The organism is Paenibacillus sp. 8b26 (assembly GCF_050626875.1).
In the GTDB taxonomy this organism is placed as follows: Bacteria; Bacillota; Bacilli; order Paenibacillales; family Paenibacillaceae; genus Paenibacillus.
Map to the genome: position 1 here is coordinate 1,395,594 of NZ_CP192445.1, position 19,421 is coordinate 1,415,014.

A 19,421-nucleotide genomic window follows, 5' to 3' on the forward strand; every position below is an offset into this window, starting at 1 on the left:
ACAGCTCCAAAAACTGGGTAGCTGCGGCATCCAAGCCTTTACCGGCCAATTCTATGATGTAGTTGCCTTCCTATTATAGCCTATTCCAGAGGCGCGGAAAAGCTGACCGGAAGCCAGATAATAAATGTCGTCCCTTCACCTTGGCGTGTAACCACTTCCACGGACCCGTGATGTTCATCTATTATCCACTTGGCAATGGACAAACCCAAGCCAATTCCCTCTGTCACCCCGCGTGACTCATCCGCCCGATAGAAGCGATCAAAAATAAAGGGAACCTCACTCTTGTCCATCCCGATGCCTGTATCACTAATTCGCAGACCTACCTGTCCCTGATAGACAATAGCATCAAACCGGACCGTACCTTCGGGTGTATATTTGAACGCATTGTCTATGAAAATAAACAGCATTTGCTGCAAATAATCCTTGCTGCCATCCATATAAACGCCATTCAGTATCGAGAAGTCGCCCACATTCCATTCGGAGGTTCGCTCCAAAAATTGAGCACGCCGGGCAACCTCACTTACGAGTGGCTCCAGCGCCACCGGGGCCTTCTCGAATGTTTTTCCTGTATCTGCTCTGGCAAGCGATAGCATATCACCAACCAGACGGCTCATTCGTTTGCCTTCATCCGCCATATCACTTAGGGCCTCTATGGAGAGTTCACGAATCATCGCTTCATCCATATTGGGGCGGTCTCCCGGCTCTGTAGTCCACATTTTAAGCAAAAAATCAACGTTACCCCTGATTGTCGTAAGCGGTGTACGCAATTCATGAGAAGCATCGGCTACAAAGCGACGCTGGGCTCCATAAGCATCCTCCAGCTCCTTATAAAAAACCTCCGTACGCCCCAGCATCTTGTTAACCGTCGCGATCAGTTGCCCAATTTCATCTGGCGGTCCATCATATTCAATGCGGACACTCAAATCATTACTGGACTGAATTTGGTTAGCCCCTTCAATCACCTTCACTAGCGGCTTCATGGATTTACGAGCCAGAAAGAGACCCGAGGTTGCAGCAGCGAGCAAGGCAAACAACGAACCGTATACGAGCACATTTTGCAGTCTGTTCATCAGCCGATCCTGAGAGCCTGTAAATTGTCCCACCTGTAACAGTCCAACCACTAATCCAAGTTCCTCGGATTTGATCGGTTGCTGATAAATCATAAAGGGATCGCCATCCACACTCACACGTCGAATTCCTTCATTTTGAACAGCTCCAGCAGCTGTGGACGGAACCGGGAAAGTGATGTCTAGATTCTTCATATTTTGCGTTGTCTTGGTCACTCCGGACGTATAATTGTAAATTTGTACATATAGCTGTGATTCATCAATTCCACGACCCTGCACCAAGCCTAGATCGAGATTGGGGACTTCAAACAGTCCTCCTTTGACAGTAAGCAGTAGCTGCTTGTTAATCCGTGGCGTCTGGTTCATAAGCTGACTTTTCACTTCATTATATGTGTAATAATATACCAGTCCGTAAATAGCCAATCCAAACATAACAAGCACTATAGCCAAGATGCTGGAATACCAAGCTGTCAGTCGCCAACGAATGGACATAATTACACATCACCTCTTAAAATATAACCCGCTCCCCGAATCGTACGAATGAGCCGTTTGCCGCCATCCTGCTCCGTTTTTTGTCGGAGCATGGCAATATACACCTCCAGCACGTTCGACTCTCCGCTGTAGTCATAGCCCCAAATTTTGTCCATAATCAGATCACGCGACAGCACACGCTTCGGGTTTTGCATAAACAGGTGGAGCAGTTCGAATTCTTTTGCCGTCAGCTCTAGTCGCTTGCCCCCACGTATCACTTCACGCGATTCGTTATCCAACTGTAAATCCTCGAAGGTCAGTCGATGTCCGTTATTGTCCTGCTGCTCGGTTTTACGACGCAGAAGCGCCCGCACACGGGCCAGTAGTTCCTCAAGAGCAAACGGCTTGACGAGATAATCGTCGGCACCCAGATCCAATCCCTTGACCCGGTTCTCTACCTCATCCTTGGCTGTAAGCATCAGAACGGGGACCGTACTTCCTCCCTCTCGCATACGACGGCATACCTCGAAACCATCCAGTTGCGGCATCATCACATCCAGCACGACAACATCAGGCTCTGCTGTAAGCATTTTATTCAATCCCTCTGCGCCGTTGGCAGCCGTCAGCACTTCGTAGCCTTCGAAGGCCAGCCCTCTGCGCAGCATGGACACAATTTTTTCATCGTCATCAATAATCAAAATGGTAGAACGCATACACCATCGAGCTCCTTTATTATCTTCTTTTCACTCTATTGTAGCAGGAGTAGACGCGTGTAGCATCTTGCCGCCGCATACAGCAAGAAACGGAAGGCAACTTCCTTCCGTTTCTTTTCACATTTTCACTTTTACAGAATAATTCGATTACTGTTGGAGAGTCGAGCTAAAGTCGTTTTTGTTACCCACTTTTAACTGAATATCCTTTTTCTGTCCAGCCCGTTCAATGTTAAGCGTCAGTGCTGTACCTACTTTTTGCTTTTGAATGAAATCGATCAGCTCCTGTGATGTGCTGTAAGGAGTACCATTAGCACCGATAATCACATCATAAGGACGCAGATCGGCCTGATAAGCTGGCGATTTGTAGATAATATCCCGCACAACCGAGCCTTCGGTCAGGGTTGTACCCAATTCCTTGGCTACTTCGGGGCTCAGGTTCAACAGACTTGCGCCAATGAAAGGAACGGGTTCTTTTGGAATAGGCTGATTAGTCTTCAGCTTATCCACAACTTCCAAAATCGTATTGGACGGAATCGCAAACCCGATTCCCTGTGCATCAGCGCTGACAGCTACGTTCATGCCGATAACCTGTCCTTGCAGGTTCAGCAAGGGGCCACCAGAGTTCCCTGGGTTAATGGATGCATCGGTCTGAATTAAATGTTTATATTGAGTCGGTTTTCCCGTCGATTCACTGTTAATCGTAATCGTACGTTCCTTTGCGCTCAGCACTCCGGCTGTTACCGAATGCTCAAAACCTTCAGGGTTACCGATGGCTACCATCCACTCACCGACTTTAGCATTGTCGGAGTTGCCTAGTGTTACCGTCGGGAAGTTATCCTTGCCTTCAATTTTCAGCACAGCCAAATCCAGGTCTGCATTTTTGCCCAGCACTTTGGCTTCATACGGCTTGTTGGTTCCCTCTACCGTAACCTGAACCACATTCGCGCCTTCAACAACGTGATTGTTCGTCAGGATGTAGCCCGTTTTATCGAAAATAAAGCCGGAACCAATACCAAGCGGAGTCAGTTGTCCGCTATTGTTGCCTTCATTGTCATTGTTGCTACCGTTGTTTCCGCTATTACCACTGTCTCCATACTGATTACCGAAAAAGTATTGATACAGCGGGTCATTGTAATAAGGGCTGCTTTGTCTGCCACTGCTGCTGGATTGCTTGGCCAGCGTTTCAATTTTAACGACTGCCGGACCGGCCTTGGCCACAACAGATTGAACGTCTGCGGTACCGGAAGGCATCACAGCCGGAACTGCGTTAGGAGACTGACCTGTCGTTCCCGAACTAGTCGTTGCTCCGCTTTCAGCTGCCGCCGACGTTAACGCCGTCTCGGGTGTAAACATATTGGTGCGGTCGGCTGTATACATCAAAACCGTTATAACCAGCATCCCGGCCAAAAAAGATAGGAAAATCGTCTTTACCTGGGACTTGGGCTTATTCTGTTTAAATTGCCAGTTACCGCTGTTCCGACCCGAGCCGTCTTGTTGTTGCTCAGCCCCGGCACGATGGTATGAAGAAGGAAGTGGCCTTACCGCCTGCGGTGGCGTAATCTCAACATCCTTCTCTACAAGCTTCCCATCCTTGCGTTGTCCATCTGATTGAACTGAAGAAAAGGGACCGTACGAATAGTAATATGAGGAACCATTTGAATCATTCTGCCGGGTTGTATTATCGGATCCAACCTGATCGTTGTCATCCCGGCGTCCAGAATTATTATTTTTAAATTCGTCCATTGTATATCTCCTCCCAAACCCTATGCTTCAAGGTGGTGTTGTTTAGCTGACTTTATTTTGCACTTTAAACCTTAATTCCACCTTAAAAACAATTAAAAAGGAGATAAAACCTTAGACCTATTTGTACCTAACCACTTTTACTCAAAACGAAATGCCCCGGATATAATCCGGAGCATTGTCGGTTGTATATTCTTTTTTATTTCGTGTTGAAGTTTTCGTCGAACTTTTCGTTCGGTGTTTGAGCATTGTTTTGAATTTTGTTGCGACTGGAGTTTTGAACTTTTTGCGCTACTGCACCTGTACCGCCTTGATCTGTTGCAAATTCTTCATCATACTTCTCATTTGGTGTCTGGAAGTTGTCTTGAATTTTATTTTGTTCAGACTGCTTTACCTTTTGTGAAACGACACCTACCGTATTGTCTTGTGCAAATTCCGCTTTGAACTGATTTCCTGTGCTTGCCTTGAAGCCTTTGTTCGTGAAAGAACTTCCGCCTTGATTTGGCATAATTCTCAACCTCCCAGTATGTTTTGCGGGATAAGCTCATCCCGCAACATAGTATGTGAAGTCAGAAAGGACAATATGCACGAATTATATGGAATCATCCAGCGTAGCGGCCGGAATGGTTTTATGCGTTTCTATCGCCTTTTGGAGCGATTTCACCATCTTTTCCGTACATTTTCCGTTTCCTTTTTTTATAATTTGAACATCCACATCTTTCTTGCCCCATTCAGAATACACCTGCCGGGTTGTTTTAAAATACAAATCAATTTTATTGCCCTTAATTGCTGAACCTGTATCTGCTACAATCCCGTAGCCATATCCTGGAATGTACAAAATGCTGCCCAAAGGAAACGTTTTGGGATCAGCCGCAATGGTGGACAGTGTGTTCTTGTCACGACGCACTTTTACACCGGAATACGTAATACCGTAACCGGGATGACTTGGCCGTTTTCCAGTCGATTCATAGCCTGCTGTATATCCTGTTGCCGTGACCGTCATGGTCGTAATAACCTGCTCCTCACGTGGAGCCAAAACAGGTGTGGACTGCCATTTCTTATGCTGGATCGGTTCTTTGTGACCGTAAACTTCATTGCCGGGCAATACCAGACAGGTTGCGATTAATACGGTTCCCAAAATCCGTTTCCATACCAACATGGATCTCATAAAAAACCTCCCCTTGAGGCAAAGGTTTTCCAGAAATCCGTTGGTTTATACGAGCACTTAATTATTTTTGAACATCCTGCCCGGGATAGAGCCTGCTAAGCTTCATTTTATCTTCAAAAATATGCAGGAGCGTCCGTACAATGGGGGTGTGCTCGTCGTCTGTGTGTAATATAATGGAAGCAGGGGAAATCGAAATAAGTGTGCTTACGATTCTGTCCTCGACCTCCATTTCCAGTTCAATCCCCGGCATCTCCACAATAATGTCATCTCCATCAGGTGTCGGTATCGGCACCATGGAGCTATCGAGGATAGTAAAATCATGTCCACCCTGATGAAGCACATGTACCAGTGGAACTTTACTTTCCTGAAAAAACACAAAGTACTTGAGCAATCCCATAAATTCTTCATACTGCCGATCCGCCCAAAATTCTTCCATGGCATAGTCGACGATTTCCTCAAGCTCTTTTTTGTATGCGTTCAATCTGAATTGTATAAGTCCTTCCAGATTTATCACGCGCAGCTCCATAAAATCCTTTTCCAGTAAAGCAGACAGTTTGCCGTGACGCTTCATACGCCCTCTTGGGCCATCATCCTTTAACAAAGAATGTACCATGCTGCGAATCTGCTCCGTATCCTCTTTCTCCAGCAGCGAGCAGGCGTTGGCGAGGATCAGATCAAGCATTCCCCATTCCTTGACTTCGATAATATAATCCGCTATTGCGGAAGCCATGATGCTGTATACACAGGGGAGAAAGCTTTCAAACGCTGGATTGCTCTCTGTCCCCTTGCAGGTCCATGCCACTTTGTTTTCGAGTTGTCTGAAAGTGAATCGAAATCCGCGCCGTGACATATGTAGTCCTTTGTTTCTGCTCTTGACCACCTGATAAAAACGGTCGCTTTCCTGATTTCCGTCTGTATGGGTCCACACTGTAAACAGTTCCATTGGCTCACTCCTTTCGATCACTGATTACAGTATATGGCGGGCTCGAAAGGGTTATACGAAGTGAACGACTGGAAACAGGATACAGCATAAAATGAGAATAAACGGGTTTCAAAGAGAAGGTTTCGGTGTTATAAAGAATGGCTGCAACTCAGGACAAAACCAGAAGACGTTTGAATATTTAGGGTAGGGTATGTTAAGGTTATAGTAATATGAATTTTTCACAAGAGGGAGGGGATTAGATGTCAACGATGCTGAACATGCTGCGTACACTCATGATTGTCATATTGAGCCTCGTTCAGATTTTGTCCCTTCCTGTGACGTTTCATGCGGAAGATACTACTCAATCCCTCCAGTTTACTGCGGGATCTTCTCTCATGCCGATTGTTGAAACTCCTTCGTTGGAAACGGACTCCCATGGGCTGGAGCATCACTCTAAACCAGCCATCCGTAAATCCTCTCCGGTCCTTCATCTAGTGATTGCTGCGGCCAAATCACTTCCCTTTATCATTTTGGTGGCGTTGGTGCTACTAATGAGTATTCCAAAACTGCGCTTGCCTTTCATTCCTGTCATCTACAAGCTGAAAAAGCAACTCTACTTGTTCCCCATTAAATTCACCTCCAGTTATGTGGCTTAACTCCTTTTACATGCACATCATATTTGCATGTCTTTTTGTAAACTTTTCCTAATAGGTTTAATAAGTAAGTCTGTTTTCTGTCCATTTTTTTTACAATTAATGTAATTTTATAATGTGAAGAAAAAGTTCCATGTCACACCTAATGTATGTGATTTATTTCCCATACCCATTTTAAACAAATGTACAATACAGGAGGCATTACAAATGGATATTCGAGAGTCTATTTTGCCAGGAATCGGGATTAAATATCGAATAGATGCGGAAAATGGCGATCGCCTTGTCATTATTATTCATGATGACGGCAGACGTGAGTTGTATCATTTTGATTATGAGGATTTGGAACAAAGTATTTCTATGACGACCCTAAGTGATCAGGAAGCGCGATTGGTAGCCTCCATTATTGGTGGCATGACGTATAAGCCCAAGCAGCTTGAAAGCGTAGAAATGACGTTCGACGATTTTATTATTGAATGGTACAGAGTGGAACCTCACTATGCTAGTGTTGGCAAGTCCATCGGTGAGCTGGATGTACGCCAAAATTCAGGAGCTACGGTTATTGCCATTGTTGAGAAAAAAGGGAACAAGTATGTAAATCCCGGCCCGGAAGTGATTATTAGCGAAGATGCTACTGTGGTCGTGGTCGGGGAACGTGATCAGCAAAAACGCTTTAAACAAATTCTTATGAACGGAAGCGGGTGATTGGATGGATCATCTGGTATTTGAGGTTGGATTGGCTATTGCTCTGATCGCCGCAGCCGGACTTATCTCCACCAAACTGCGCTTATCGGTCATCCCTTTTTATATCCTGATTGGAATGGCCGTCGGACCGCATGCGATGGAGCTGTGGCATTTTGATTTCCGATTTATCGAAAGCGCGCCTTTTATTGATTTTATGGGAAGGATCGGGGTGCTATTTCTTCTCTTCTACCTGGGACTGGAGTTCTCGGTAGGCCGTTTGATTAAGTCAGGCCGTTCCATCGCGGTGGGCGGCACCATATATATCGGCATTAATTTTACGTTGGGACTGGCGCTCGGCTTTCTAACTGGTTTTCCCATTGCAGAGACACTGGTCATTGCCGGGATCACGACGATTTCCTCCAGCGCCATTGCTGCCAAGGTGTTGGTCGATCTGAAGCGAACCGCCAATGCTGAAACTGAAATGATTTTAGGCATTATTATGTTTGAGGATGTCTTCCTCGCCGTCTACATTTCCATCCTCTCCGGATTGGTTCTCAGCGATTCATCCTCGCTCGGGGGTGTGCTGTTATCGGCGCTAATCGCGCTTGGCTTTATGCTCGCAGTTATTATTATCGGTCGGAAGGCCGTCCCTCTGTTAAATCGAATTCTTCGTATTCGCTCCAATGAGGTATTCGGACTTGTTATTTTTGGTTCCCTGTTTCTTGTGGCAGGTTTTTCAGAAACGATTCATGTGGCGGAAGCCATCGGAGCCTTACTAATCGGACTCGTGCTGGCCGAAACAGAACATGCCAAACGGATTGAGCATTTAATTGTTCCTTTCCGCGATTTCTTTGGCGCTTTGTTCTTCTTCAGCTTCGGACTATCTATTGATCCACTGTCTCTGGGCGGAAACGCGATCTGGCTTGCGCTGGCAGCAGTCATTCTTACGTTAATCGGTAACATTTGGGCCGGGATGCTGGCTGGACGCACTGTCTCTCTGTCACCCAAGGCGTCGGCAAATATCGGTTTGACGATTGTGGCCCGCGGTGAGTTCTCGATCATTATGGCTAATTTGGGCAAAGAGGGCGGTTTGCTGGATATTGTTCAGCCCTTTGCAGCTATCTATGTACTTATATTGGCGATTATGGCTCCATTACTGGCAAAGCAGTCAAAACCTATTTTTAATATGATGAATAAGGTTTTCAAATTCAAGGACCCCCGCCTTCGAAAGGAAGAGAGGAACTCGGTGTAACTGAAATGTAAAAGCTGGATACGACAATCCAATAGGAGGGAAGGCTATGCCGCACGCTGTAAAACATGCCGAAGCTCTATGAGGCGGCTTGTGAAGCCCGCTTCGGGAGATGCGAGCAGGTTCCCTGTCTTTTATACGGTGATTGGCGGAATTACGGCATCCGTCGGTCTGGAATTGTTTTTGCATCCGCATGATATGATCGCTGGTGGCGTCACAGGCATCTCCAGACTCATGTCGCTTTACACACAAGAGCATTTTGGATTACTGCTATTCATTTTGAACTTGCCGCTCATGCTACTGTATTCTCTGTCGACCCACAAGCCCATGCTGCTTCGGGCGCTTCCCGGTTTGTTCGCCTTTTCAGGCTCAGCCATCATTCTGTCCCCTTTCCCGGCAGTGAGTGGCCACCCGGTAGTATGCGCTCTGGGCGGGGGGATCTGCATCGGACTTGGCGCAGGACTGGCGGCCCGTCATGGAGGTCTGCTCGATTCTCTGGGGCTGAACCAATCTGACGATGGCCGACCGTCCAGTCTGTTGCTGACGCATCGGAAGATTCCGTTGATACAAATTGTGATGCTTTGTAATGGTTTGCTGCTAATTACGGCTGGCTTCGTGCTAGGCTGGGAGCCAGCTCTGTATTCAGCCTTATCCTGCCTTGCCGCCTATGAAACGACCCGATTAATGTTTACCGGTCTGAACCGTATGGTATGTGTCGTCAGCAAGAATCAGCAAACCATCGAAGAAGCCTTATACCGCAGGCTTCGTATATACAGTACGCCTGTGGGAAATCCTGCACAGATAGAGGGCAAAAATAGAGGTGAACTGGCAGAGGAAAAAGATGAACAAGTCATCGTCTACAGCGTTCATCTGTTGGATTTGCAGCGCTTTAAGGCGGTAATCCAAATGGCAGACCCGCAGGCTGAGATTATGTATATGAAGCGATGGGAAGTATAGCAAAGCCAAGTATATTTACCTTAATACGCCTTTACTCCATTGTCATGCTGGTTGGCAATATGATAAAATATAGCTAAGATGTATACTTAAAAAAGAGTAAGGATGTTGTAGCATCCTTACTCTTTAGCAACAGTCGCTTATAAGGGCGGCGGCTGTTCAAAGATTTGTTGATCGAAATAGACCGTTTACCTTTGGAGAGGGCGGTCTATTTCTTTTTGTTGAAGGAAATAATCAAGATCACTAACGTTGCAAATTGAATCATCAACATCAGTGTATCTTTAACCTCCACAGGCATCACCTCCTTTGCAGGAGACTAGCCGACCGCCCATCTAAGCCATTCTGTTGTTAAGGGATATTATACCATATAGATATTATTTAGAGGAAGAAAAACGCCTGTTTTAAGTCTAAATTTGAGATTAGTACCCTGATACATAGTTTTGTGACTCATCTTCTGCCCTTTCAATAGCTTGTGCCCCCTACCGCCCTCCATTCCCAGTAGTTATGTACATCAACCGTCTCCAGAAAATAAACTGACAAGGCTTCGATTGGATTAACTGCATACAATTTTATAAAATCCTTGTTGGGAAGTTGATCATACTTAAGATAATCGTTCTTCATTGCTGACTCAATAATATGTGTCCACACATTGTCGTTCCCTTGTTCAAATACTTGAATAGCATCAGAGACATTAATTCCAATAGTGCTCCATTTGCGGTTTAGGGAATCTGTAATTATATTAATGCCATTTGAGGAAAAAGAATAATCTATAATTATAAACACATCAAAAACGCTTACCTACACTAATCCCTCTACACGGATTAATGATAGATAAGCGTTTTGCAGTGATTACGCTATATTAACGAAAGTATTCCTAATTTTGCATGATAAAATCATGTTCAATACTGCTGGCACCGTCAAAGGTACGAATAATATCATAGCGGGTATTGCGTTGTGCCGGAACATGACCCGTTTCGCGGATCAGCTGTAAAATGGATTCGATGTTGACTTTGTACGTTGCGCCTGCGGCGGAAACGACGTTTTCCTCAATCATCGTACTGCCGAAGTCGTCGCAACCGTAGTATAGTGATTTTTTACCGATTTCCGGTCCCATGGTTACCCACGAAGACTGAATATGCTTGATGTTATCCAGAACAAGGCGGCTGATTGCAACAGTCTTCAAATATTCCTCCGGCGTCTGGCGTTCCTTTTTCAGGTTTGTGTTATCCGGTTGAAAGGTCCATGGAATAAAAGCCAGGAAGCCTTCGGAATCATATTTATTTTCAATGCATTCGTCCTGGGCATCACGAACACGCAGTAAATGCAGCGCACGCTCCTCCATCAACTCGCCAAAGCCGATAACCATCGTGGCCGTCGTGTTCATACCCACCTTGTGAGCGGTCTGCATCACGTCCATCCAATCACGCCAAGAGCCTTTGAGACGGCTAATTTTGCGGCGTGTGCGGTCATCTAAAATTTCTCCGCCCCCACCTGGCAGGGAATCCAACCCTGCTTCATGAATGGCTCGAATCGTATCTTCCATGGACAAGCCGGATTTTTCCTTCATCTTATGAATTTCAGCCGGCGAGAAGGAATGCATCGTAATATCGGGAAAACGCTCCTTGATCGCTTTGAGCAAACCGGTATAGTAACTGAACGGCAGGTTAGGATTCACTCCACCTTGCATCAAAATTTCAGTGCCTCCTACTTCCTGCGTTTCCTTGATCTTCTGAAAGATCACCTCATCCGGTAGAACGTAACCTTCATCTGAACCCGGTCTACGGTAAAATGCGCAAAAGCGGCAGTATACGTCACAGACGTTCGTATAGTTAATATTTCGTCCGATGACGAAAGTTTTAATCGGATCAGGATGCATACGGTTCATCACTTTATTCGCCGCGTGGCCGATTTTTTCTACCTCGTCTGACTCGAACAAAGCAACGGTGTCCTCTAAATTCAGGCGTTCGCCGCGCAGAGCTTTATCTAAAATATGGTCGATTACACTCATGGTGTATCCTCCTTCGCTTTCACAGGGGGACGAAATGAAAGACAGGACTTATGAACGAGAATGATTTCACAAACCTGCGTTCGAACCCTGTCGTATTATATGTGTTCATGTCTGGCTTTGTATTTGTCTGTGCTATATAGCATAGTAAAACCTAATGATAATACTAACATATCTTTAGGTAAGGAACCATACTTATTCCCGTTTCTTTCTGCTTTCTACCCAGGCGATATGATACGACGAACAAGCTATAATTCTACGGTACATTGTCCCATGGAAAGGGAGAATGGGGTTGTGCAACACCGTTCATATTGTCCTCCGCCATGTCGCGCTTACACAAAGCAGCAAGCTTCCCACTACACAGAAGCTTGCTGCTTTTTTAGATTTTATGTTTATTATGCCGTGTTTTGTTTTAGCGAAGAGCCTCGTTCAGATCACTGATCAGATCGTCAATATCCTCCAGACCTACGGAGAAACGCAGCAGACCGTCCGTGATTCCCCGCTCCAGACGTACACTGTGTGGCATTGCCGCATGTGACATCATCGCCGGATACGACAAGATACTTTCCACAGCTCCCAGACTTACCGCCACAATCGGAATTTGTATGCGATTGAGAACCTCTTTTGCACGCTCACCGGTGCCTACATCAAACGAGATAACCGCACCGTATCCACTGGATTGGCTTTCATGTACGGCACGCCCCGGATGATTTTCCAGGCCCGGATAGTATACCGCCTCAATGTCACTACGCTCGTTCAGCCAATTGGCCAGCTTCGCTGCACTCTTTTCGCTGTGAGCCATACGTGCTTCCAGTGTCTTCATCCCGCGCATAAGCAACCACGACTCCTGTGGGGCCAATACGGTTCCAAGTCCATTTTGAAGCTGCTTGATTTGTCTGCCCAACGACTCCGTACGTGCTACCGCAAGACCTGCCAATACATCGCTGTGGCCGCCGAGAAATTTGGTTGCACTGTGCAACACGATATCAACACCTTGCTCAATTGGACGTTGATAATAAGGTGTCATGAATGTGTTATCCAGCAGCGTCAGAAGCCCTTTCTCCTGGGCCCAAGCCGTTATCCCTGCCACATCGGTGATTTTGAGGGTTGGGTTGGAAGGCGTCTCCATATATACAGCCTTCGTATTTTCCTGCAATGCTTCTTTCACAAGGTTGATGTCTGTCATATCGACGAAGGTGGTTTCAATATTCATCCGTTTTAAAATCGAAGTCAGCAGGCGGTAGGTCCCTCCATATACATCCTCCGAAACAATGACATGGTCCCCAGCGGACAACAGCATAAACGTACTGGATATAGCCGCCATACCCGATGCAAAGGCAAAACCTCTCGCTCCACCTTCCAGTAAGGCGATGTAGTCCTCCAAAGCTTGCCGTGTCGGATTGCCAGAACGGCTGTAGTCATGCAGCGGAGGATTGAAAATATCATGATGGTGAAAGGTGGACGCCTGATAAATCGGTACACTCGACGCACCCGTAACACTATCAATTTCAGAGCCAAAATGCAGCAGCTTGGTAGCGAACTTCCGTTCTTTTTCCGTTTCCCGCCCGATTTTCCGCACGTCCTCAATCATTGCTATTCCCCTCCTTCGATTTCTTGGCGTGCCGCTTCCAACGCTGAACGCAAATCTTCAATTAAATCATCCGTATGTTCAATACCGACGGAGAAACGCAGCAAACGATCATCCACCCCGACCGCATCCCGAATCTCAGCCGGTATATCGGCATGTGTCTGTACAGCAGGATAAGTCATTAACGATTCCACACCGCCCAAACTTTCGGCAAAAGCAATGAGCTTAATGTTTCGAAGCAAGGGCTCTACATAACGGGAATCTTTTACTTTAAACGAGAAAATACCTGTGTTGCCGCTGGATTGTTTGTTTTGAATCTCACGCCCTGGGTGACCCTCAAGCCCTGGATAAAACACCTCAGCCACCGCTGGATGCGTTAGCAGATAATTGGCCAGCACTGTCGCATTATGCTCATGCCGATCCATACGCAGCGCCAATGTTTTCATGCCCTTCATCAACTGATAGCTGTCGCTCGGAGAAAGTACAGCCCCAATGGAATTATGCAGGAAGGAAATTTCGGCTGACAGCTCTTTACCCTTGGTTACGATCAAGCCTGCCAGCACATCATTGTGTCCGCCCAGATACTTGGTTGCGCTATGTACCACAATATCGGCACCCAGCTCCAAAGGACGCTGGAAATATGGTGTTAACAGCGTATTATCTACAATAGTAAGCAACTGACGTTGTGAAGCCCATTCGGCTACAGCCCGAATATCCGTAATCATCATTAATGGATTCGTAGGCGTTTCTATGAATACTGCTTTTGTATTTGGTCTACATGACTGCTCGATGGCTTCAAGATCATTCGTATCCACATAGCTTGCCGTCACGCCGAATCTGGATAAAATACGTTCCAGCAGACGATACGTGCCTCCATACAGATCCAGCGATACAATCAGATGATCTCCTTGTCCAAACAGGGCAAATACCGTTTGCAGCGCCGCCATACCTGAACTGCATGCAAAGCCTGCATCACCGGATTCCAGTGCAGCGGACGCCTCTTCCAGTACTTTACGTGTCGGATTGATCGTCCGAATGTAATCAAAACCTGTGCTTTGACCCAGACGGGGATGGCGAAACGCCGTAGATTGATAAATCGGAAAATTCACTGCTCCGGTTACCGGTTCTTCGATTGAACCAATCTGTGCTAACCTGCTTTCGATTTTCCACTGTTTCTCACTCATATGAATCCTCCTGTTCACTTCCATAATAGGTGCTGTAACATATGCTGCAAAATTGGATTATCATATCTGTACTGCTGCGCTGCTGCAAGGTGATACTGCGTAGATATAAACGTTAAGCCCCTTTTTAAATCTGGGGCCCGATATCGAAAGGGGTTTCTTGGTATACATAATAGTTGAGCCAATTTGAAAATAATAAATTGGCATGCGCACGCCAGGTTGAGGGCGGTGTACGCTCAGGGTCATTGTTGGGAAAATAATTTTTTGGTACTTCAATATCCATCCCTTTGGCGACATCACGATCATATTCCCATTTCAGAGAAAGTGGATCGTATTCGGAATGCCCAGTCACAAAGATTTGTTTGCCATCCCGCGTAGCTACCAGATACACTCCGGCTTCCTCAGATTGGGATAAAAGCTCCAGTTCGGCAATATGCTCAATATCTTCGCGCCGAACCTCTGTATGCCGGGAATGAGGTGCATAAAACAATTCATCAAAACCGCGTAGTAATTTCACTTTAGGTTTAATAACGCTATGCGGAAAAACGCCAAAGCATTTGTAATCAAGTCCGTATTTGGGAACGCCGAAATGATGAAACAGACCCGCCTGTGAGGCCCAACAGATATGCATGGTCGAAGTTACATTCGTTTTCGTCCATTCAAAAATTTGCCGGATTTCCTCCCAGTAGTTCACATCTTCAAACTCAAGCTGTTCAACGGGGGCTCCCGTAATCACCATGCCGTCAAAACGGCTGTTTCTGATCTCCTCAAACGTTTTATAAAACATGTTCAAATATTCCTGCGATGTATTTTTAGATACATGCGACTTCATGTGTACCAGCGTAACGTCCACTTGAAGCGGGGTATTGCCGACCAGACGCAACAGTTGAGTTTCCGTTGTTTCTTTGGTAGGCATCAAATTCAAAATGGCGATGCGCAACGGACGAATATCCTGATGATAGGCCAGGCTTTCATCCATTACAAAAATATTTTCGCCCTCCAGCACTTCCTTGGCAGGTAGTGTATCCGGAATTTTAATCGGCATATAAACTCACTCCTTGTTCGGTGAAGTTTTTGCGAAAATCGTCATGTTGAGATGCCGGGCATATAATAAAAAGACCTTCCTCGGTTACGAGAAAGGTCATATTTGTATCCATATGCGCCTCTCTCATCTGTCAGGGCATCGCTCTTTGTAAAAAGCGCGCGTCCTGCAAGAATTAGCACCGTGCGATTAAAATCGCCGGTTGCCGGGTATCATCGGGCTAGTCCCTCCACCTGCTCTTGATAAGATTTCGCTATATTCATTTTGGGTTCATAAAAAGTTCTTGTTGTTCACTTTAATGCATCCGCTGGGCTTCGTCAAGATGAGACTTGTAATTTTGTACCCTGCATTCACACTTCGTCTTATATTTCCATATGTTAAATCATACATTACCCTATCGCCGAAGCTCTTGTCATTACTGTTGATTTAGCCCATGATTTTGCGCTTGAAAGGCTGTAGGCCGAGCGTTATACTATACAAGTGCTATAGGCCGAAAATATAAAGCAGTCGTGTAGATTTAGAGTGCTTTCTGCGATACTGTGGCAACCTAAAAAAGAACATTTGTGAGGTGAATCCGGAATGGAAGGCGACCCGAGTCCGAATAGGCGGCGATCCCTGAACAACAGCATAGGAATGACTTCAGCTTGCCGAAAGACGGGACGCCAGGCTCTGCATGCTCCAAAAGCCTCTGGCTTTTGATGGGGATGCCGCTTACCCGATCCGGCTAACTGGCTAACTGAGTCCATTCCTTATGCTTGAGGTACACGTATTTTCCGTTACGACGGAGCATAAGGAGTGACATATATGAAAATCCGTTTGGTAAACAACGGGGTTTTTACCCCTGTCGAAGAAATTGAAATGGCGCTTACTCCGCCAGCAGAAGGTTTTTATTGGATTGATGCCGATGTTGATGATCTGGCAGTGCTCCAGCCTCTATTCTCCATGCATGATCTCGCGGTAGAGGACTGTTTGAGCGAAGAAGAGCAGCGCCCGAAGATTGAAATTTACGAGAGCCATTATTTTATCGTTGTAAACAGCATTCGTTTTGATGATGAAGAAATATTTTTACGTGCTTTGAACATTTTTCTCGGCCGCCATTTCATCATTACGGTGACTAAGCAGAAAATCAATGAGCTACGCACCCTCAAGCCTATGTTGTGGGAGCAGGAGGTCAGCCAGCCTGACCGTTTTATGTATCTGTTGGTCGACTTGATCGTTGACAACTATTTTCTGGTTGGTGACCGGATTGAGGTTCGCATTGAGAAGCTGGAAGAAGACATTCTGATGCATACAAAAAAATCGCATTTGAATGAAATTATCGGCTTACGCAGTGAGATTCTGTGGCTGAAAAAAGTGCTTGGTCCGCAAAAAGAAGTCATCAATACGTTGAACAAACGGGATTTACGGCTGATCGACGATCAATTGCAAAAATATTTTAGCGATATTTATGAAAATGCCGTGAAAATTTCGGAGACTTTCGAAACTTACCGCGATCTAATGGGTAACCTTCGAGAAGCTTATCAATCCAGTATCGCTAACCGTGCGAATGAAATCATGCGCGTGTTTACAGCGATTACAACCGTGTTTATGCCGTTGACGGTGATTACCGGAATTTATGGTATGAACTTTGATAATATGCCTGAGCTTCATACGCGTTATGGTTATTTTGTCGTCATTGGTATTATGGTGGCGCTGGGGGTTAGCATGTTCTGTATTTTCCGCAAGAAGGATTGGGTTTGAAAAGAAAAGGTTGAAGCAGTAGCCGTATCCTCACAGGATATAGCTACTGCTTTTTTTTGTGTGATTATTTTATATTTGCGCGATGTTATCCCGCATGTCGATCTGATGCCACCTGATGGCGAAAACGGATACGAATCAGACGTAGCCGCTCATAAACTTGATCCAGCCCCGTTTCCGCGGCCTGCTCCTCACCATATACCCGCAGCATGACGGGCTTGAGCAGCGTATCCCCCAGTTCTTCATACGCAGACCAGATCGCCGTCTGCTCTTCCTCAGATACGTTCACCAGTTCCTGACGGATCAGCTTTTCCATATCGATTCCATCTCGATCCAAATGCTCCACTGCTTCAATCATTTCTCTACGATGTAACCCCGCCTTCAGTCCAATATGCTCCAACGTAAGACCGTCTGAAATACCTTCAATAATGGTTTTTGTCAGACTGAATTTATTCAGTTCCTGCTTATATTGGTTCTCTTTTTGCTTGTACAGCCATGATAAGAAAACTTCCTCATCCAGCGTCTCTGTTACCCAATTTAGCGGAAATGGGGTAGTCCGATCATTTTGTGTCGTAATAGCCAGCAGCTCTTGACCATATTGGGATATTTTACCTTGCCCCACCCCTGGTAGCTCCAGCAACTCCTCCTCGGTATGGGGAAGATAGACGCTAATCAACCGGAGCAGACGATTGGTAGCGATAAAATAGGGTGCTTTTCGCTCGGCAGCCGCCTTTTGTCGTCTCCACATCGTCAATTGCTCATACACATCATCACGCGGAAACAAATCACTATAACAATACAGCTTTTGTAATGTTTGCCCACGTCCTGTTGCCCCTTCCTGCTCATGAAAAACACCATGGATTAAGGGTCTGTAGCCCTCTGCCATCTTAAGCGCCAGCTCGTGACGGTACACATGCAGCAACTCCTGCCACAAGCTGCCCTCATACCACAGATCATCTGTGCTTTCATCCAAGCTGTGTTGTGTGCTCCACCCTGCACTCCATACCCCATCATGTTGTCCAATCCATACCTGGGCAAATTGCTCATGACCCTGTTCATTCCGTTTGGACAAGCGATTTAAAAATAAAATTTCCATACTTTTTTCCTCCATGCTTATAATTGGGTTACAGTCCGGTACAACGCCAAACGCAAAAAAGCACCTATCTCGCGTATTTGCAAGAAAGGTGCTTCCCTTTTTGAGCCGTACTATGCTGTTGCCTATATGATAACCGTACCTCGGATTGTCGTCAACCCGTAATTCTCATTTGTTCAGCTTTTCCTTTGCCAAGGCAAGAGCGCCGCACAATCCGGCATTGTCTCCCAAGCCTGGGGCCACGATATACTGATCAATTTCTGTAGTCAGACTCGGATGCTGTACGTATCCGTTTAACAGTTTTTGAAACTCGGCGCGAACGAGTGGGAACAGTTGCTCCTGCTTCATCACTCCGCCGCCCATAATAATTTTTTGCGGTGAAAGAATCAATACATAGCTCATCAAAGCCTGTGCCAGATAATAAGCCTCCATCTCCCATGCCGGGTGATCCATAGAAAGCTCATGGCCTTTGACCTTCCATCTTTTTTCAAGTGCAGGACCCGCAGCCAGCCCTTCCAGACAATCTCCGTGATAAGGACATGTCCCTTCATAGGTATCTTCCGGATGACGACGCACCAGGATATGGCCCATTTCAGGATGGGACAATCCATGAATCAGCTTTCCACCGACCAGAGCACCCGCTCCGATACCTGTACCTATCGTAATATAGAGACAGCTATCCAGTCCCTTAGCCGCCCCCCAGATGGATTCGCCCAATGCTGCACCGTTCACATCCGTGTCAAATCCCATAGGTACGTCAAAATGCTCTTTCAGTTTGCCAATCAGGTTATAATTGCCCCAATGCGGCTTTGGCGTTGTTGTAATATAGCCATATGTATTACTGCCTTCGATAGGATCAATCGGCCCGAACGACCCTACGCCCAGCGCTTCAATGCCCTTCCCTTCAAAAAATGCAACGACATTCGCCATCGTTTCTGCTGGCGTGGCTGTCGGAAAGCTCGCGCGTTCCAGCACCTCTCCCTGTTCGTTGCCAATTCCACATACAAATTTGGTACCGCCTGCCTCAATTGCTCCCAATACTGTCATAGCTGCTGTTGTCCCCTCTCAGTCATGATCCGGTTCTCTCTATCCTATATTCGCCTGAAACGTGTCCAAGGTCAATCCCCTGATCCCAATTGTATATAATCCTTCACAAC

At 46.1% G+C, this 19,421-nt stretch carries 18 protein-coding genes and 1 riboswitch; of the genes, 5 read left to right on the forward strand and 13 right to left on the reverse strand.

All coding sequences use genetic code 11. The features are described from left to right. Positions 1-80: 80 nt before the first annotated feature. From ACQ4MX_RS06120 to ACQ4MX_RS06145, 6 genes are all read right to left on the reverse strand, one after another. Positions 81-1,559, reverse strand: coding sequence for a sensor histidine kinase (locus ACQ4MX_RS06120; RefSeq protein WP_431089777.1), 1,479 nt, complete (start codon positions 1,557-1,559; stop codon positions 81-83). A gap of 2 nt (positions 1,560-1,561) precedes the next feature. Beyond that, complete coding sequence (locus tag ACQ4MX_RS06125) at positions 1,562-2,251, reverse strand: response regulator transcription factor (protein ID WP_431089778.1); 690 nt, start codon at positions 2,249-2,251, stop codon at positions 1,562-1,564. Between the two features lie 147 nt (positions 2,252-2,398). Beyond that, complete coding sequence (locus ACQ4MX_RS06130) at positions 2,399-3,994, reverse strand: S1C family serine protease (protein WP_431089779.1); 1,596 nt, start codon at positions 3,992-3,994, stop codon at positions 2,399-2,401. Between the two features lie 196 nt (positions 3,995-4,190). Next, positions 4,191-4,499 (reverse strand): hypothetical protein, encoded by a 309-nt coding sequence (locus tag ACQ4MX_RS06135; protein ID WP_069291489.1) that lies wholly within the window; start codon positions 4,497-4,499, stop codon positions 4,191-4,193. 84 nt (positions 4,500-4,583) lie between these two features. Next, positions 4,584-5,159 (reverse strand): 3D domain-containing protein, encoded by a 576-nt coding sequence (locus ACQ4MX_RS06140; protein ID WP_431089780.1) that lies wholly within the window; start codon positions 5,157-5,159, stop codon positions 4,584-4,586. A gap of 61 nt (positions 5,160-5,220) precedes the next feature. After that, complete coding sequence (locus ACQ4MX_RS06145) at positions 5,221-6,102, reverse strand: putative sporulation protein YtxC (protein WP_192511479.1); 882 nt, start codon at positions 6,100-6,102, stop codon at positions 5,221-5,223. Between the two features lie 239 nt (positions 6,103-6,341). Here ACQ4MX_RS06145 and ACQ4MX_RS06150 point away from each other — a divergent pair, with 239 nt between their 5' ends. From ACQ4MX_RS06150 to ACQ4MX_RS06165, 4 genes are all read left to right on the forward strand, one after another. Further along, positions 6,342-6,737 (forward strand): hypothetical protein, encoded by a 396-nt coding sequence (locus ACQ4MX_RS06150; protein WP_431089781.1) that lies wholly within the window; start codon positions 6,342-6,344, stop codon positions 6,735-6,737. Positions 6,738-6,941: 204 nt separating this feature from the next. Then, positions 6,942-7,436 (forward strand): cation:proton antiporter regulatory subunit, encoded by a 495-nt coding sequence (locus ACQ4MX_RS06155; protein ID WP_134910545.1) that lies wholly within the window; start codon positions 6,942-6,944, stop codon positions 7,434-7,436. Between the two features lie 4 nt (positions 7,437-7,440). Next, positions 7,441-8,667 (forward strand): cation:proton antiporter, encoded by a 1,227-nt coding sequence (locus tag ACQ4MX_RS06160; RefSeq protein WP_044647429.1) that lies wholly within the window; start codon positions 7,441-7,443, stop codon positions 8,665-8,667. A gap of 90 nt (positions 8,668-8,757) precedes the next feature. Then, positions 8,758-9,621 carry a YitT family protein gene (locus tag ACQ4MX_RS06165; protein WP_431089782.1) on the forward strand — a complete coding sequence of 288 codons (864 nt, stop codon included), beginning with the start codon at positions 8,758-8,760 and terminating at the stop codon, positions 9,619-9,621. Between the two features lie 205 nt (positions 9,622-9,826). Here the strand turns inward: ACQ4MX_RS06165 and ACQ4MX_RS06170 are convergent, their stop codons facing one another. From ACQ4MX_RS06170 to metA, 5 genes are all read right to left on the reverse strand, one after another. Further along, a complete protein-coding gene (locus ACQ4MX_RS06170; protein WP_007429455.1) occupies positions 9,827-9,916 on the reverse strand; it encodes a putative holin-like toxin in 90 nt (29 codons plus the stop codon). A gap of 576 nt (positions 9,917-10,492) precedes the next feature. Further along, positions 10,493-11,626 (reverse strand): cyclic dehypoxanthinyl futalosine synthase, encoded by a 1,134-nt coding sequence (gene mqnC, locus ACQ4MX_RS06175; RefSeq protein WP_431089783.1) that lies wholly within the window; start codon positions 11,624-11,626, stop codon positions 10,493-10,495. A 409-nt stretch (positions 11,627-12,035) separates the two neighbouring features. Further along, a complete protein-coding gene (locus ACQ4MX_RS06180) occupies positions 12,036-13,214 on the reverse strand; it encodes a trans-sulfuration enzyme family protein (RefSeq protein ID WP_431089784.1) in 1,179 nt (392 codons plus the stop codon). 2 nt (positions 13,215-13,216) lie between these two features. After that, complete coding sequence (locus ACQ4MX_RS06185; RefSeq protein WP_431089785.1) at positions 13,217-14,395, reverse strand: PLP-dependent transferase; 1,179 nt, start codon at positions 14,393-14,395, stop codon at positions 13,217-13,219. Positions 14,396-14,519: 124 nt separating this feature from the next. Then, complete coding sequence (gene metA / locus ACQ4MX_RS06190) at positions 14,520-15,437, reverse strand: homoserine O-acetyltransferase MetA (protein ID WP_431089786.1); 918 nt, start codon at positions 15,435-15,437, stop codon at positions 14,520-14,522. 120 nt (positions 15,438-15,557) lie between these two features. Further along, positions 15,558-15,683, reverse strand: a riboswitch (SAM riboswitch). A gap of 555 nt (positions 15,684-16,238) precedes the next feature. Here metA and corA point away from each other — a divergent pair. Continuing rightward, positions 16,239-17,174 (forward strand): magnesium/cobalt transporter CorA, encoded by a 936-nt coding sequence (gene corA, locus ACQ4MX_RS06195; RefSeq protein ID WP_025682353.1) that lies wholly within the window; start codon positions 16,239-16,241, stop codon positions 17,172-17,174. Positions 17,175-17,259: 85 nt separating this feature from the next. On the opposite strand, the gene ACQ4MX_RS06200 is transcribed toward corA, so the two are convergent. Both ACQ4MX_RS06200 and ACQ4MX_RS06205 read right to left on the reverse strand, forming a co-directional pair. Beyond that, positions 17,260-18,267, reverse strand: a complete 1,008-nt coding sequence (locus ACQ4MX_RS06200; protein ID WP_431089787.1) for an HRDC domain-containing protein — start codon at positions 18,265-18,267, stop codon at positions 17,260-17,262. Positions 18,268-18,432: 165 nt separating this feature from the next. Beyond that, positions 18,433-19,311 carry an ROK family protein gene (locus ACQ4MX_RS06205; RefSeq protein ID WP_431089788.1) on the reverse strand — a complete coding sequence of 293 codons (879 nt, stop codon included), beginning with the start codon at positions 19,309-19,311 and terminating at the stop codon, positions 18,433-18,435. Between the last annotated feature and the right edge of the window lie 110 nt (positions 19,312-19,421).

What these genes read in the sequence shown, in the direction of transcription:
- ACQ4MX_RS06120 (WP_431089777.1), bottom strand. Translation starts at nt 1,559, where the DNA reads ATGTCCATTCGTTGGCGACTGACAGCTTGGTATTCCAGCATCTTGGCT.
- ACQ4MX_RS06125 (WP_431089778.1), bottom strand. Translation starts at nt 2,251, where the DNA reads ATGCGTTCTACCATTTTGATTATTGATGACGATGAAAAAATTGTGTCC.
- ACQ4MX_RS06130 (WP_431089779.1), bottom strand. Translation starts at nt 3,994, where the DNA reads ATGGACGAATTTAAAAATAATAATTCTGGACGCCGGGATGACAACGAT.
- ACQ4MX_RS06135 (WP_069291489.1), bottom strand. Translation starts at nt 4,499, where the DNA reads ATGCCAAATCAAGGCGGAAGTTCTTTCACGAACAAAGGCTTCAAGGCA.
- ACQ4MX_RS06140 (WP_431089780.1), bottom strand. Translation starts at nt 5,159, where the DNA reads ATGAGATCCATGTTGGTATGGAAACGGATTTTGGGAACCGTATTAATC.
- ACQ4MX_RS06145 (WP_192511479.1), bottom strand. Translation starts at nt 6,102, where the DNA reads ATGGAACTGTTTACAGTGTGGACCCATACAGACGGAAATCAGGAAAGC.
- ACQ4MX_RS06150 (WP_431089781.1), top strand. Translation starts at nt 6,342, where the DNA reads ATGTCAACGATGCTGAACATGCTGCGTACACTCATGATTGTCATATTG.
- ACQ4MX_RS06155 (WP_134910545.1), top strand. Translation starts at nt 6,942, where the DNA reads ATGGATATTCGAGAGTCTATTTTGCCAGGAATCGGGATTAAATATCGA.
- ACQ4MX_RS06160 (WP_044647429.1), top strand. Translation starts at nt 7,441, where the DNA reads ATGGATCATCTGGTATTTGAGGTTGGATTGGCTATTGCTCTGATCGCC.
- ACQ4MX_RS06170 (WP_007429455.1), bottom strand. Translation starts at nt 9,916, where the DNA reads ATGCCTGTGGAGGTTAAAGATACACTGATGTTGATGATTCAATTTGCA.
- mqnC (WP_431089783.1), bottom strand. Translation starts at nt 11,626, where the DNA reads ATGAGTGTAATCGACCATATTTTAGATAAAGCTCTGCGCGGCGAACGC.
- ACQ4MX_RS06180 (WP_431089784.1), bottom strand. Translation starts at nt 13,214, where the DNA reads ATGATTGAGGACGTGCGGAAAATCGGGCGGGAAACGGAAAAAGAACGG.
- ACQ4MX_RS06185 (WP_431089785.1), bottom strand. Translation starts at nt 14,395, where the DNA reads ATGAGTGAGAAACAGTGGAAAATCGAAAGCAGGTTAGCACAGATTGGT.
- metA (WP_431089786.1), bottom strand. Translation starts at nt 15,437, where the DNA reads ATGCCGATTAAAATTCCGGATACACTACCTGCCAAGGAAGTGCTGGAG.
- corA (WP_025682353.1), top strand. Translation starts at nt 16,239, where the DNA reads ATGAAAATCCGTTTGGTAAACAACGGGGTTTTTACCCCTGTCGAAGAA.
- ACQ4MX_RS06200 (WP_431089787.1), bottom strand. Translation starts at nt 18,267, where the DNA reads ATGGAAATTTTATTTTTAAATCGCTTGTCCAAACGGAATGAACAGGGT.
- ACQ4MX_RS06205 (WP_431089788.1), bottom strand. Translation starts at nt 19,311, where the DNA reads ATGACAGTATTGGGAGCAATTGAGGCAGGCGGTACCAAATTTGTATGT.